At 41.5% G+C, this 14,728-nt stretch carries 10 protein-coding genes; 6 read left to right on the forward strand and 4 right to left on the reverse strand.

Annotated elements, in window-relative coordinates:
* Nucleotides 1-162: 162 nt before the first annotated feature.
* From VB654_RS02260 to VB654_RS02270, 3 genes are read right to left on the reverse strand one after another with little or no spacing between them, the layout of a single operon-like run.
* Complete coding sequence (locus VB654_RS02260; RefSeq protein ID WP_323211758.1) at nucleotides 163-1,476, reverse strand: HEAT repeat domain-containing protein; 1,314 nt, start codon at nucleotides 1,474-1,476, stop codon at nucleotides 163-165.
* Nucleotides 1,477-1,503: 27 nt separating this feature from the next.
* Nucleotides 1,504-1,935: a ubiquinol-cytochrome c reductase iron-sulfur subunit gene (locus VB654_RS02265; RefSeq protein ID WP_323211759.1), complete on the reverse strand. Its 432-nt coding sequence runs from the start codon at nucleotides 1,933-1,935 to the stop codon at nucleotides 1,504-1,506.
* Nucleotides 1,932-3,620, reverse strand: a complete 1,689-nt coding sequence (locus VB654_RS02270; protein ID WP_323211760.1) for an NAD(P)H-quinone oxidoreductase subunit 4 — start codon at nucleotides 3,618-3,620, stop codon at nucleotides 1,932-1,934. Before VB654_RS02270 ends, VB654_RS02265 begins: the two co-directional genes overlap by 4 nt.
* A 703-nt stretch (nucleotides 3,621-4,323) precedes the next feature.
* Here VB654_RS02270 and VB654_RS02275 point away from each other — a divergent pair.
* The 6 genes from VB654_RS02275 (at nucleotide 4,324) to VB654_RS02300 (ending at nucleotide 13,674) form a co-directional block, all read left to right on the forward strand.
* Complete coding sequence (locus tag VB654_RS02275; RefSeq protein ID WP_323211762.1) at nucleotides 4,324-5,868, forward strand: ferredoxin--nitrite reductase; 1,545 nt, start codon at nucleotides 4,324-4,326, stop codon at nucleotides 5,866-5,868.
* 82 nt (nucleotides 5,869-5,950) lie between these two features.
* A complete protein-coding gene (locus VB654_RS02280; RefSeq protein ID WP_323211763.1) occupies nucleotides 5,951-7,261 on the forward strand; it encodes a CmpA/NrtA family ABC transporter substrate-binding protein in 1,311 nt (436 codons plus the stop codon).
* Between the two features lie 76 nt (nucleotides 7,262-7,337).
* Nucleotides 7,338-8,177 (forward strand): nitrate ABC transporter permease, encoded by an 840-nt coding sequence (gene ntrB / locus VB654_RS02285; protein WP_323211765.1) that lies wholly within the window; start codon nucleotides 7,338-7,340, stop codon nucleotides 8,175-8,177.
* Nucleotides 8,178-8,310: 133 nt separating this feature from the next.
* Nucleotides 8,311-10,299 carry a nitrate ABC transporter ATP-binding protein gene (locus tag VB654_RS02290; protein ID WP_323211767.1) on the forward strand — a complete coding sequence of 663 codons (1,989 nt, stop codon included), beginning with the start codon at nucleotides 8,311-8,313 and terminating at the stop codon, nucleotides 10,297-10,299.
* Nucleotides 10,300-10,443: 144 nt separating this feature from the next.
* Nucleotides 10,444-11,283: a nitrate ABC transporter ATP-binding protein gene (locus VB654_RS02295; protein WP_323211768.1), complete on the forward strand. Its 840-nt coding sequence runs from the start codon at nucleotides 10,444-10,446 to the stop codon at nucleotides 11,281-11,283.
* A 192-nt stretch (nucleotides 11,284-11,475) separates the two neighbouring features.
* The gene (locus tag VB654_RS02300; protein ID WP_323211769.1) at nucleotides 11,476-13,674 is read left to right on the forward strand and encodes a nitrate reductase; all 2,199 of its coding nucleotides are present in this window, start codon (nucleotides 11,476-11,478) and stop codon (nucleotides 13,672-13,674) included.
* On the opposite strand, the gene trxB is transcribed toward VB654_RS02300, so the two are convergent.
* A complete protein-coding gene (trxB, locus tag VB654_RS02305) occupies nucleotides 13,665-14,660 on the reverse strand; it encodes a thioredoxin-disulfide reductase (protein WP_323211770.1) in 996 nt (331 codons plus the stop codon). The two genes, VB654_RS02300 and trxB, sit on opposite strands and share 10 nt — an antisense overlap.
* Between the last annotated feature and the right edge of the window lie 68 nt (nucleotides 14,661-14,728).

A 14,728-nucleotide genomic window follows, 5' to 3' on the forward strand; every position in this document is an offset into this window, starting at 1 on the left:
AGATTTCTTCAGCCAGCCCTAAGTAATATTTCTCTATCTTTAGGAGGAATTAAAGTATTGGTGATTAATACTAAATAGATAGCTATTCCGATCACCTGACGAACTTTAACTGTCAATCTCCTCTCTGTTATTTCTGAGCAGTGGGAGATTTTTTTCCGTGCGTTACCATTCTGCCAGAGCGATCGCTAATCCTGTTTGCAAATCTGGTGCGAGTGTGGAATTATGGGCTAATTGTTGTAATTGTTGATATGCAAGTTCTGCATCCAGCTTTTTCAGGGCGGCGATCGCGTGTAATCTCACAATCTGATTGGTATCTGCTAACAATAAAATTAATGGTTCTACAGCTTGATGATTTCCTAACTGTCCCAAACCTAAAGCGATCGCACTTTTAATTTTAGCCCCAAAAGGATTTGTCACTGTGACTAAATGCTGTGACTGTAAAACATTCAACAGAATTTCGGCGGCTGGTGTCATTAAATCGGGCTTTTGCACTTGCCCCAACACTGTGATCATTTCCTGCCATAATATCTCTGATGTGGTTTGATAGAATGCTTGTTGCAAATATGCCAAACCAGATAAAGTTTCCACCCAGACTAAAGCCCGAATAATTTCTAATTGTAGCTTCAGTGGTGTATGAGGTGAAATTAACACCTGAAATAAATACTTCGCCGCTTCATCAGTACCCATTCGGGAAAGAGCGATCGCAGCTGCACAACAAACGTCAAGATTCAAATCGTATAATCTTGGTTGCAATCTCGTTACTAAATCTAATTCTGTAGATAAATCAGGGCGAAAACCTAAACCCTGCACGGCTGCACGTCTGACTGTGGCGGCAACGTCATCTAAACCTGTTAATAGGAATGGTAGTACACATTGGTCATGAAAGCTGCTGATGGCTTCTAGGGTGGCGCTACGGACTGCGGCTTGTGCATCTTGAGCAACACTTAATAAAGGTGTGATGGTTTCTTGAGTGTGAATAAAAGCCAGCGATCGCACTGCTAAAAGTCTTGTCTCCCCTTCAGCCAAAAGTTCAGTTAGTGCCGTAATCGCCGTAGTCCCTATTTGCCCTAAAGCTGATGCAGCCATCGCCTTGAGTTCTTGACTTTCGCTAGTTTTCAGCACATCTACTAAAGAGACTATAGCTTCTGGGTATTGAAACTCTCCTAAAGTGCGAACAGCATACCAACGTAAATCTTCTTCTGCATCTTCATCTTCAAGAATATCAATCAATGCAGGAATAGCAATCTTTCCCAATTGCCGTAAAACTTTGGTAATATCCCAACGTTGTTGAAAATCTCCCATTTCTAAAATTGAGAGTGCTAATTCCAGCACATATTCCCGATTTTTATCTAGTTCTGGGTGGGTGGAGTCTAGTTTCAACATCAACTGTTGGAGATATTGAGTCAGTAATGACCAATCTGCTGCATCTGATGCTGCTTGTGCTTGGACTAAAAGCTGGTTGATATGATTCACCATGCTTGTAAATAGGGTGGGGAAAGAGCGCTAATTTGGTTTAACTAAAACAGAATTATTCTCAATCTTTGCTGTGTAAGTTTTGAGTGGTTCTGTAGCCGGGCCTCTTTGTACCTGACCATCACTACCATATTCTGCACCATGACAAGGACAAGCAAATTTATTGCCTTCAGTGTTCCATGTCACAGTGCAACCTGAGTGAGTACAAGTAGGATTAACAGCTATGAGATTTTCACTCTCAGATGTACCGACTAACAAAACATTCACAGATGGAAACTTTTTAACTAATAATTGACCATTTTGATCTAACTCTGCCACAGTCCCCACTGTTTGCCAAACATCAGATGTAGTTTGCTCAGAACAAGCCGCGATAGCGAAGCGCTGCTGCAAGCAGATCGCTACAGGTAAGCTACTAGCTATTCCACCCAAACCTACCCAATTGATAAAATCGCGCCGTTTCATTTAAAAACTCCCAAAACAGGCGCGACTTCCGAGGCTGGAATAGTTGGAACTAAGAAACCTTGAGCATAAACGTGGGGATTTGTTTGGGAAATAGTCATCAGAGATTGGCGCACCTGAGCATTTACAGCCACAGTCTTCACATCATACATTTGCATAGCTAACTTGGGGTAAAACCCAATACCAATAATCAGCACTATAAAACAGGCAGCAATAAACACCTCACGCGGTTTAGCATCACTATAAACAGTTTCATCAGGTAACAAACAGTCAGTACCAAAACAAGCTGTTCCCTCATCCTCCTGATTCTCGAAAGCTGCATTATTAACGTCACACATTAGAGATGCACTACTGCCATAAAAAACCTTTCGCAGCAGGTTGAGCAGATAAATTGGTGTGAGAATAACTCCCACTGCGGCGAGAAAAACCGTCACAAGACAGAAAGCTGAACTATAGACATCGCTGGTAGTTATGCCCACAAAAACCGCAAGTTCGCCCACAAAGCCACTCATACCAGGGAGAGCCAGCGAAGCCATAGCGCTGATTGTAAATAGTGCAAATACTTTGGGCATTACCTGAGCCAGACCCCCCAGATCATCCATGACCATTGTCCGAGTGCGGTCATAAGTCACACCTGCCAAGAAAAACAGCACCGACGCGATTAAACCGTGGGAAATCATCTGTAACATTGCGCCGCTAATACCCAAATCGGTGAAGGACGCAATACCTAATAATACAAATCCCATGTGAGAAATCGACGAATAAGCCAGGCGACGCTTCATATTCCCTTGGGCGAAAGAATTCAACGCACCATAGATAATATTGACAACCCCCAGAATCGCTAGAACTGGTGCAAAATAAATGTGTGCATCAGAAAGAATTCCTAAATTCAAACGAATCAAACCGTATCCGCCCATTTTCAGTAGCACACCTGCCAGAATCATCGATACAGGAGACGAAGCCTCACCGTGAGCATCTGGCAACCAAGTATGCATGGGGAATACAGCCAACTTGACACCAAAGGCAATCAGCAATCCTGCATATAGCAATATTTCTAAATTCAGTGGGTAATCCTTCAGTCCCAAATCAACCAAATCAAAACTGACATTACCGCCACCATAAAGCCCCATTGCCAATGCTGCTACTAGAATAAAGATAGAAGCCGCAGCTGTATAGATTAAAAATTTTGTAGCAGCGTAACGACGCTTCTGCCCACCCCAGATACATATAAGTAGATAGACAGGAATTAGCTCTACTTCCCACATAATGAAAAATAGCAGCAAATCCTTGGCAACAAATACCCCGATTTGAGCCGAGTACAACACCAGCATCAGGAAATAGAAAAGCCGGGGTCTGCGGTCAACTTGCCAAGCTGAAAAAATTGCCAGTGTCGTCACCAGTCCGGCTAGAAGTACAAAAGGAACTGATAACCCATCCACAGCAACTGCCCAATTAAGACCTAATTGGGGCATCCAGATATAATTTTCTTCTAGTTGAAAGGTCGCATTGCTGGCATCGTAATGGTGCCAAAAGGCGTAACACATCAAAATTAAGTCTACAACTCCCACACCCAGTGCATACCACCGTATCCATTTGCCGTCTTTATCGGGTAGCGCAGGGATAACCAGAGCAGCAATGAATGGTAGCAGGACAATCGCGGTTAGCCAGGGAAATTGGTCTGCCATCATATCACTAAGAAATAATACTTATTTAGAAATCATGTCATATTATTCGACTTTTTAATAATTTTTTAATATGTATTGACGAGACAACAGTCAAAAAAATCAATGATTAACATAGATAAACGCTGATTTAAGTTAAGTCGGCGTAAATAATTAAAGGTTTGTAGTCAGGACTTTATTCTTAAATTAAGGGCTGAAGCCCTGGCTACGAGCTAAATTACAATAATTTTATATTGCTTCACATAGTTAGGTTTATTCTCGCCAACTTAACTTATGCTCAAGAATTTTTGTCAAGTATATGAATCAAGGCGGGGTGTATCAACGTTTATTTTTTCAATAAAAAAGACTTTTATGCAGAAATTGCATCAAACTCATACGCTTTATACAATTTATTTAAAAAAACGTAACAATCTATACGATTTTAACTATAAACTCAACTTAACCTGATGAGTATGGAAATCGTTACATAAACAGTAACCAAACCTGCTTGACAAATTCTTCAATGCTAAAAATTACAATCGTTTCCTAACTAACTACAATTTGAGTTCATTGATGAGTCACCAGGGAAGGCTCTTGATTACGAGAAATTAGCCACAAATAGATATTCGTTTTTCATCGACCTAGTAATCAAAAAACTAGGACTTAATTGATGTTGGGCTAAAGATGCGCTTGTTTCCCATTTACTGAGTATTTATGTGAGAGTCAGTTCATGACAGATACGGTAACTACTAACAAAACTAATCTCAATAAGTTTGAGAAACTCAAAGCCGAGAAAGATGGGCTGGCTATCAAGGAGGAGATAGAACAATTTGCTTCTCTAGGTTGGGAAGCAATGGATGTAACCGACCGTGACCATCGCCTGAAGTGGATGGGTGTATTTTTTCGCCCAGTTACCCCAGGTAAGTTTATGATGCGGATGCGGATACCTAATGGTGTTCTTAGTAGCTCTCAATTACGTGTTTTAGCGGCAGTATTACAGCGTTACGGAGATGATGGTAGTGCTGATATTACTACCAGACAAAATATTCAACTACGGGGTATCAGAATTGAAGATTTACCGGATATCTTTGAGAAATTTCACTCAGTTGGTTTAACCAGCGTCCAATCTGGGATGGATAATGTCCGTAATATTACAGGCGATTCGGTAGCTGGATTAGATGCGGATGAGTTATTTGACACTAGAGAATTAGTGCAGCAAGTTCAAGATATGCTGACTAATAAAGGACAAGGAAACCCAGAGTTTAGCAACTTACCACGAAAATTTAATATTGCGATCGCAGGAGGTCGTGATAATTCAGTTCACGCAGAAATTAACGATTTAGCCTTTGTTCCCGCCTTTAACTCAACACAAACACTCGGCTTTAACATCCTTGTGGGGGGCTTTTTCTCAGCCAAACGCTGTGAAGCAGCAATTCCGCTTAATGCTTGGGTGTCTCCTGAAGATGTGGTGGCTGTATGTAGAGCCGTCTTAGAAGTTTATCGTGACAACGGTTTACGGGCTAATCGCCTTAAGTCTCGCTTAATGTGGCTACTTGATGAATGGGGGATAGAAAAGTTTCGTTCAGAAGTAGAAACGCGTTTGGGTAAAACACTGTTACCCGCAGCTGCTAAAGACGAGATTGACTGGGAAAAACGCGACCATATTGGAGTATATAAACAAAAGCAATCAGGATTAAATTACGTAGGCTTAAATATTCCTGTGGGTCGGCTATATGCCCAAGATATGTTTGAAATTGCTAATCTATCAGAGGTTTATGGCAGTGGTGAGGTTCGGTTTACAGTTGAACAAAACATCATCATTCCTAATATTCCTGACTCACGTTTAGCAATATTTTTAACAGAGCCACTACTACAGAGATTTCCAATTAATCCAGATATGTTAACGCGATCGCTTGTTTCTTGTACAGGCGCACAGTTTTGTAACTTTGCCTTAATTGAAACCAAAAACCGCGCCTTGGAAATGGCTCAAGCTTTAGCAGCTGAGTTAACCCTGACTCGTCCGGTGCGAATCCATTGGACAGGTTGCCCTAATTCCTGTGGACAGCCTCAAGTTGCAGATATCGGCTTGATGGGAACCAAAGCCCGTAAAGATGGCAAAGCTGTAGAAGGCGTAGACATTTATATGGGTGGCACAGTTGGCAAAGACGCACATTTAGGCAACTGCGTCCAAAAGGGCATCCCCTGCGAAGATTTACAGCCTGTATTGCGAGATTTACTTATTCAGCACTTCGGGGCAAAACTGAATAATTCGTAATTCGTAGTTCGTAATTCGTAGTTCGTAGCTCTAATTCGTAATTCGTAATTCGTTAGTCACAATTAATCATAAGTAAGCAAAAATGGCACACTTTCCTAGAAGACAATTTATTTTTACCGCAGGTGCAGCAGCCGCAGCTTCTATCTTAACTCATGGTTGTTCTAGCAATAATTCTCAAACAGACACAGGGACAACAACTTCTGCTACTAATGTTTCTTTAGCGGCTAATGCACCACAGGTAGAAACAACTAAAGCTAAGTTAGGATTTATCGCTTTAACTGATTCTGCTCCCTTAATTATCGCTAAAGAAAAAGGCTTTTTTGCTAAATACGGCATGACTGAGGTTGAAGTCATCAAGCAAAATTCCTGGCCTGTCACCCGTGATAACTTGGCAATTGGTTCAGCCGGTGGTGGAATTGATGGCGCACACATCCTCAGCCCTATGCCTTACTTAATGACCATCAATAATATAGTGCCAATGTATATTCTGGCACGCTTGAACACCAATGGACAGGGGATTTCTGTAGCTAATAAATTTAAAGATTTGAATGTCAAGTTAGAAAGTAAGGCATTGAAAGAAGCGGCTTCTCAAGCTAAATCTGCACAAAATGCTTTGAAATTTGGTATGACCTTTCCTGGTGGTACACACGATTTATGGATGCGCTACTGGTTAGCGGCTGGCGGTATTAATCCTGACCAAGATGTAATTTTATCACCCGTACCACCACCCCAAATGGTCGCTAATATGAAAGTGAATACCATTGATTCTTTCTGTGTGGGAGAACCTTGGAACGCTCAATTGGTCAACCAAGACATCGGTTATTCAGCCTTAGTTACAGGCGAATTATGGAATGACCATCCAGAGAAAGCCTTCGCCATGCGCCAAGATTGGGTTGATCAAAATCCTAACGCTGCACAGGCCATGTTAATGGCAGTTATAGAAGCACAACAATGGTGCGACAAAGCAGAAAACACTGAAGAAATGTGCAAAATCTGCTCAGAACGTAAATACTTTAACGTTGCAGTTGCCGATATTATTGAAAGATCCAAAGGCAATATTGATTATGGTGATGGACGCACTGAGCAAAACTTCCCATATCGGATGAAATTCTGGGCAGATAATGCTTCATATCCTTATAAGAGTCATGATATTTGGTTCTTAGCTGAAAATATTCGCTGGGGTTATTTGCCCAAGGATACCAAGATTCAGGAAATTGTTGATCAGGTGAATAAAGAAGATTTGTGGAAGCAAGCAGCTAAAGCAGTCAGTGTGCCTGATTCTCAAATTCCTACCAGTACTTCTCGTGGCATAGAAACTTTCTTTGATGGAGTTAAATTCGACCCAGAAAATCCACAAGAATATTTAAATAGTTTGAAAATCAAGAAGGTCTAATTAAGTAAATGGGCAAAAATCCAGTTAACTGGTGTTTGTTTTGTAATTAATCAAATTTAAGCGGGGAAATTTAAAAATGACAGCTATTGCAGGGAATCGTTTTAAAAGTAATAAATCTGTAAAACTTATTAAGAAAATATTTCGAGAAAAAATCCTGCCGCCATTAGTAGCATTAGCTGTTTTTTTGGTAATCTGGGAATTACTGGTTTTAATTCCTGATTTTCAGCTACCCGGACCCATTAAAACCTTTACCGATACTTTTGATCCTTTCATTATTCATCCCTTTTTTGACAATGGTGAAAGTGATAAAGGTCTGGGTTGGCAAATTATCAGTAGTTTAGAACGAGTTGCCTGGGGATTTTCTTTAGCAGCTATTGTGGGTGTAGTTGTGGGGATTTTCGTTGGTACTAATCGATTTATTTACAATGCTGTAGACCCTCTCTTCCAAGTTTTGCGAACTGTACCCCCTCTAGCATGGCTACCAATTTCACTGGCGGCATTTCAGCAAGCTAATCCTTCTGCTATTTTCGTAATTTTCATTACCTCTATTTGGCCGATTATTATTAACACCACTGTAGGTGTCCAACAAATTCCTCAAGATTATGTAAATGTGGCGCGAGTTTTACATCTAAAAGGACTAAAATATTTTGTAAAAATTGTGTTTCCAGCGACGGTTCCTTATATATTCACCGGGTTACGCATTGGCATTGGTTTATCTTGGTTAGCGATTGTTGCCGCAGAAATGTTGGTTGGTGGTGTGGGCATTGGCTCGTTTATTTGGAATGCTTATAACACAAGTACAGATACAAATTTGAGTGAAATTATTATCGCTCTGATATATGTCGGTGTGGTGGGTTTGCTGCTAGATAAATTAGTGGAATTTATCGCTAGTAAAGTGGTGGCAGAACAAAAGTAAAGAAGATTTTTTAACTAACCGCAGAGACGCAGAGGACACAGAGTTAAGAAATAAAAGGAAGAGGTTTTTATTTCCTATCTTTTAATTACGAATTACGAATTACGAATTACGAACTACGAATTACGAATTAAACATGAATACTTTTGTTGAAGTTGACCACGTTGATCGGGTTTTTGATTTGCCGAATGGGGGTAAGTATATTGCTCTCAAAAATATTGAGTTGAAAATTCAGGAAGGGGAATTTGTTTCTCTAATTGGACACTCTGGTTGTGGTAAGTCTACTCTGCTGAATATTATTGCAGGTCTAGATAGAGCCAGTATTGGGGGGGTGACTTTGGAAGGGCGGGAAGTTCGAGATCCTAGCCCAGATAGAATGGTAGTATTTCAAAATTATTCGCTGCTTCCTTGGTTGACAGTACGGGAAAATATCGCTTTGGCTGTGGATGAGGTGTATAAACATCAACCCCAAGGTCAACGCCGGGGGATTGTGGAAGAACATATCGATATGGTAGGACTGCGCCTAGCGGTGAATAAACGTCCTCATGAGTTGTCTGGGGGGATGAAACAACGGGTGGCGATCGCCCGTGCTTTGGCTACTCGTCCGAAGTTGTTGCTTTTAGATGAACCCTTTGGGGCGCTGGATGCTTTGACTAGGGGGAGTTTGCAAGCACAATTAATGAAAATCTGTAACGAACACAATGTTACTTGTGTGATGGTGACACACGATGTGGATGAAGCGCTATTATTGAGCGATCGCGTTGTCATGCTGACAAATGGCCCCGAAGCACACATTGGACAAATTCTGGAAGTGCCAATTCCTCGACCCCGTGAACGTTTGGAAGTAGTCAAACACCCCAAATACTACACTCTGCGGAACGAAATTATTTACTTCCTTAACCAACAAAAACAGGCGAAGAAACGCAAAGCCCAGCAAATTCCTGTATTAGTGGGGATATCTCACAACGGCTTAGAAAAAGTCAATCTAGATATTGGCTTTATGCCTTTAACAGATGCTGCACCTTTAATTATTGCCCAAAAAAAAGGTTTCTTTGCTAAATACGGCCTAGAAAAAATTACCCTTACCCGTGCTTCTAGTTGGAACGAAATCGCTAAAAATGTTGCTACAAGCAGATTAGATGCGGCTCAAATGCTGGCTGGAATGCCTTTAGCCATGACTTTAGGTGCTGGTGGTAAAACACCGACTTGCATAGTTAACGCCTTAAATATCTCCCGTAATGCTAACGCCATCACCTTAAGCAAAAACTTATACCACCAAGGTGTCAGAAAACTAGCTGATCTCAAAGCGGTGATTAATGCTTCTCCTGACAAAATTCTGACATTAGGAGTAGTTCATCCCACCTCAATGCAGAACTTAATTCTGCGTTACTGGTTAGCAGCTGGGGGGATAGATCCTGATAGAGATGTCAGCTTAAGTGTAATTCCACCAATGGAAATGGTTGACCAACTCAAAGCCGGCAATATTGACGGTTATTGTGCGGGGGAACCTTGGAATTACATGGCTGTTCATCAAGGACTAGGCTTTGTAGCTGCTACCGCCTTAGAAATTTGGTCAGGACAGCCGAAAAAAGTTTTGGGAGTCCGGGAAGATTGGGCGCATCAGCATCCAAAAACCTATCAGGCGCTAATTAAAGGACTATTAGAAGCGTGTAAATACTGTGATGAACTCCGCAACCGGGAAGAAATTATCAAATTAATTTGCCGTCCTGAGTATTTGAATGTAGATCCAGCTTATGTCCGTCCTGGTTTCATCGATCCTTATGATCGCGGTGATGGTACTCTCCCAGAAGAACTCACAGCATATAACCAGTTTTATCTCAATAAAACCAACTATCCCAACCGTACCGAAATTTTGTGGATGGTGACTCAACTAGCGCGTTGGGGTTTAGTACCATTTCCTAAAAATTGGGTAGAAGTAATTGAAAGAGTTTGTCGTGCAGATTTATTTGGTGCTGCTGCGAGAGATTTAGGCTTACTAGATATTGGTTGGGATGATCCAATTCATTTATTTGATGGCAAAGTTTTTAATTCTTCCGAACCAATTGAATATCTCAAAAACCTCAAAATTAACCGTCAGTTTCGCATTGAAGAAGTATTGATTTAGGTTCACACAGAGGCGCAGAGGCGCTGAGAAAGAGTTTAAGAGACTTGCAAGAAACCTCTCTCTGATTTCTTTACTCTGTGTCCTCTGTGTCTCTGCGGTTGGTTTAAAAAAAACCCTAGCAATCTACTAACCAAAATTAAATTTATGCAATTAGTAAACAAAAATACTCAAATTAATCAAGTGTTAGCCCAAAAAAAAGAAAATTTTTTAGTAATTGATGGTGTTAGCAAAATTTACCCAACTTCTCAGGGGCCTTACACCGTAATTGATGGCATTGATCTAAAAGTTCGTGAAGGTGAATTTGTTTGTCTTATTGGTCACTCTGGCTGTGGCAAATCAACCCTTTTGAATATGGTATCTGGGTTTAACACTCCTACCGATGGTGTGGTATTTCTCCAAGATCAACCCATCACCGAACCAGGCCCAGATAGGATGATGGTATTTCAAAATTATTGTCTACTGCCTTGGTTGAGTGTATTTGAGAACGTTTATCTAGCCGTTGATTCAGTGTTTACGACTAAAACCACAGCAGAAAAAAGGGCGATTGTTAAAGAACACTTAGCAATGGTGAGCTTAACTGAAGCTGCTGATAAAAAACCTAGTCAGATTTCTGGCGGGATGAAGCAACGAGTTGCGATCGCACGCGCCCTTTCCATCCGTCCCCAAGTGTTAATTTTAGATGAACCTTTTGGGGCTTTGGATGCCATTACCAAAGAAGAATTACAAGAAGAATTACTGCAAATTTGGCAAGAACATCAAGTCACTGTGTTGATGATTACTCATGACATTGATGAAGCCCTGTTCTTAGCAGACAGGCTGGTGATGATGACTAACGGCCCAGCCGCTAATATCGGTGAAGTTTTAGATATTCCTTTTTCTCGTCCCCGCAATCGTTGCCAGATTATGGAAGACTCAGAATATTATCACCTGCGGAACTATGCTTTAGATTTTCTCTTTAGTCGATGCGCTCATCCTGAAGATTAAATAATGAAAATTGGCAGGAAAAGGACGCGATTCATCGCGTCTCCACAGGAATTTAACAGGGCTTATGTCAGAATTATTAACGAACCGCAAAGTACGCAAAGGACACAAAGAAAGAAGGAAGGAAGCGTTTTAGAGAGTAATTAAGAAAATTCTTCTCTTCCCATTTCTGACTCCCATTTAAAGCAATCTACTATGACTGAATTTACTAAAACTCTTTGTCCTTACTGTGGTGTGGGCTGTGGACTGGAGGTTTCACCACCGGCACAATTGGCAAAAGCAACTAATCGAGATAGTCAAGGAAATCCAATTTGGCGAGTACGAGGTGATAAGGCTCATCCGTCAAGTAAAGGCATGGTTTGTGTTAAGGGTGCAACTATCGCTGAATCTTTAGATAAAAATAGATTACATTACCCCATGATGCGGGATTCTTTACATCAGGAGTTCCGCAGAGTTAGTTGGGATGAAGTTTTTAATATTATTACGCAACGTATCCAAATAATCCGCAGTCACCAAGGTTCTGAAGCTATTTGTATGTATGGTTCTGGTCAGTTTCAAACTGAGGATTACTATATAGCTCAGAAACTTCTTAAAGGATGTCTGGGTACTAATAATTTTGATGCCAATTCACGTTTATGTATGTCTAGTGCTGTGTCTGGATATATTCAAAGTTTTGGCTCAGATGGACCTCCTTGCTGTTATGAAGATTTAGATTTAACTGATTGTGCATTTCTAATTGGTACGAATACGGCGGAATGTCACCCCATTGTTTTTAATAGGTTGGTAAAACATCATAAAAAAAATCGCCACGTCAAAATGATTGTGGTCGATCCTCGCCGCACACCAACGGCTGAAGCTGCTGATTTACATTTAGCTATTCGTCCTGGTACAGATATTGATTTGATGAATGGGATGGCTCATTTATTGATGCGTTGGAATTATATTGATATCGGTTTTATTGATGATTGCACCAACAATTTTTCAGAATACGCTGAGGTGATTCGTCATTACACTCCAGAAGTGGCGGCGCGTCAATGTGGTATCAGTATTGAAGATTTAGAAACCGCAGCCCGGTACTGGGGCGAATCTCAACGGGTGCTTTCTCTGTGGTCGATGGGTGTCAATCAATCCAGTGAAGGGACGGCGAAGGTCAGAACTATCATTAATCTGCATTTAATGACTGGACAAGTTGGTAAGCCTGGGGCGGGGCCTTTTTCTCTCACAGGCCAGCCAAATGCAATGGGAGGACGGGAAGCTGGGGGTTTGGCGCATTTGTTACCCGGTTATCGTTTGGTAAAAAATCCCCAACATCGTGCGGAAGTTGAGCAGTTTTGGGGATTAGAACCTGGGCAAATTTCACCTACTCCCGGTTTAACTGCTTGGGATATGATTACTGGTTTGGAAAATGACGCTGTGGGTTTATTGTGGATTGCGGCGACTAATCCGGCTGTGAGTATGCCAGATTTAGAAAGAACTAAAAAGGCTTTATGGCGATCGCCTTTAACAATTTACCAAGATTCATATTATCCCACAGAAACTTCTGCTTACGCTCATATTCTTTTACCCGCCGCCCAGTGGAGTGAAAAAACTGGCGTGATGACCAATTCTGAAAGAACGGTGACTTTGTGTCCAGCCTTCCGCCAACCGCCCAGAGAAGCCAAAGCCGACTGGGAAATTTTCGCGGAAGTGGGGCGCAGGTTGGGTTTTGAGAAAGAATTTGCTTTTGTTAACTCATCTCAAGTTTATGCCGAGTTTGTGCAATTGACAGGCGATCGCCTCTGCGATATGACTGGTATTAGTCACGAACAATTACAAATAAACGGCCCCACTCAATGGCCTCATCCAGAGAAAAATGTTGAGTTGTCTTTCACTCAGCACTCAAAACGCCTTTATACAGATTTACGCTTCCCCACACCAGACGGACGCGCCCAATTTGGGGCATATTACTCTAAAGGTTTAGCAGAACCACCAGATCCTAATTATCCTTTTGTCTTGACAACTGGGCGACTTTATGGGCATTGGCACACGCAAACGCGCACCGGACATATTGAAAAAATCCGCAAAATGCACCCAGAACCATTTATTGAAATTCATCCCCGTGATGCTGCTAAGTTAGAAATTACAGACAATCAAATAATAGAAGTGCGATCGCGTCGGGGTAAAACGAAATTTCCTGCTAAAATTACCAAAGCGATCGCACCAGGTACAGTATTTATCCCCATGCACTGGGGGGCTTTATGGGCAGATGATGCCGAAGCCAACACCCTCACCCATCCTGAAGCTTGCCCAGATTCACTCCAACCAGAATTAAAAGCCTGTGCTGTACAACTAACCCCAATCAATGCAGAATTACTACCAGAACCGCATCAACTACAAAGCTCAAATCACTCGTGAGAATTAGCTAACTTCCCCCATTTATCAGCCTGGGAAACTGAAACTTGATTTTGGGACTCTAGCCAGCGTTCAGCATCAATAGCCGCCATACAGCCAGTTCCTACAGCAGTCGCGGCTTGTCGATATACATGGTCTTGAGCGTCACCACTGGCAAATACACCAGTAACATTTGTATATGTTGAACCAGGAAGGGTGCGGATATATCCTTTCTCATCCATGTCCAGCCATCCCTGAAAAATTTTTGTATTTGGCTGATAACCAATGGCGACAAATAAACCCGCTACAGGTAGAGTATATGTCTGTTTAGTTTCTATATTTTTTAGCAGTAATCCTTCTACTTCCTCTTCTCCCAAAATATCTTCGACTAATGTATTCCAAATAAAGCTGATATTTTCTTTGGCAAAAGCACGCTCCTGTAAAATTTTAGAAGCACGCAGTCTTTCTCGTCGGTGAATAACATAAACCTTGGCACAAAAGCGTGTCAAGAAGATAGCATCTTCTATCGCCGTATCCCCACCACCAACAATTGCAACTTCCTGTTCTTGGAAAAAAGCCGCATCACAAGTGGCGCAGGATGACACACCATGACCCAGTAGCCTTTTTTCATTTTCCAAACCCAGATATTTGGGACTAGCACCAGTAGCGATAATTACAGCATCAGCCAACAAGCTTTTTTCATCATCCAAGATGAGGTGAAATGGTCGCTGTGAAAAATCTACAGATGTAATCATGCCATGACGCAATTCTGTACCAAAGCGGACTGCTTGCGTTTCAAAATGCTGCATTAATTCAGGGCCAAGAATCCCATTAACAAAGCCTGGATAGTTTTCCACCTCTGTAGTAGTAGCAAGTTGACCCCCCGGTTCAAGTCCTATAATTACGAGTGGTTTCAGGTTAGCCCGTGCTGTATATATAGCAGCAGTCAACCCCGCCGAACCAGCACCGATAATAATCACTTGACGATGCTCGGAATTCACAAGATTCATTTTCTGTGTATTTTCTCCCAAGAGTTTTGAGAGTAGTTAAATTTGATGTTTATTCTGTTTAAGGGTGA

This window comes from Nodularia sp. UHCC 0506 (assembly GCF_034931045.1).
Classification (GTDB): Bacteria; Cyanobacteriota; Cyanobacteriia; order Cyanobacteriales; family Nostocaceae; genus Nodularia.

Coding starts and splice junctions, on each gene's coding strand:
- VB654_RS02260 (WP_323211758.1), bottom strand. CDS start 1,476: ATGGTGAATCATATCAACCAGCTTTTAGTCCAAGCACAAGCAGCATCA.
- VB654_RS02265 (WP_323211759.1), bottom strand. CDS start 1,935: ATGAAACGGCGCGATTTTATCAATTGGGTAGGTTTGGGTGGAATAGCT.
- VB654_RS02270 (WP_323211760.1), bottom strand. CDS start 3,620: ATGATGGCAGACCAATTTCCCTGGCTAACCGCGATTGTCCTGCTACCA.
- VB654_RS02275 (WP_323211762.1), top strand. CDS start 4,324: ATGACAGATACGGTAACTACTAACAAAACTAATCTCAATAAGTTTGAG.
- VB654_RS02280 (WP_323211763.1), top strand. CDS start 5,951: ATGGCACACTTTCCTAGAAGACAATTTATTTTTACCGCAGGTGCAGCA.
- ntrB (WP_323211765.1), top strand. CDS start 7,338: ATGACAGCTATTGCAGGGAATCGTTTTAAAAGTAATAAATCTGTAAAA.
- VB654_RS02290 (WP_323211767.1), top strand. CDS start 8,311: ATGAATACTTTTGTTGAAGTTGACCACGTTGATCGGGTTTTTGATTTG.
- VB654_RS02295 (WP_323211768.1), top strand. CDS start 10,444: ATGCAATTAGTAAACAAAAATACTCAAATTAATCAAGTGTTAGCCCAA.
- VB654_RS02300 (WP_323211769.1), top strand. CDS start 11,476: ATGACTGAATTTACTAAAACTCTTTGTCCTTACTGTGGTGTGGGCTGT.
- trxB (WP_323211770.1), bottom strand. CDS start 14,660: ATGAATCTTGTGAATTCCGAGCATCGTCAAGTGATTATTATCGGTGCT.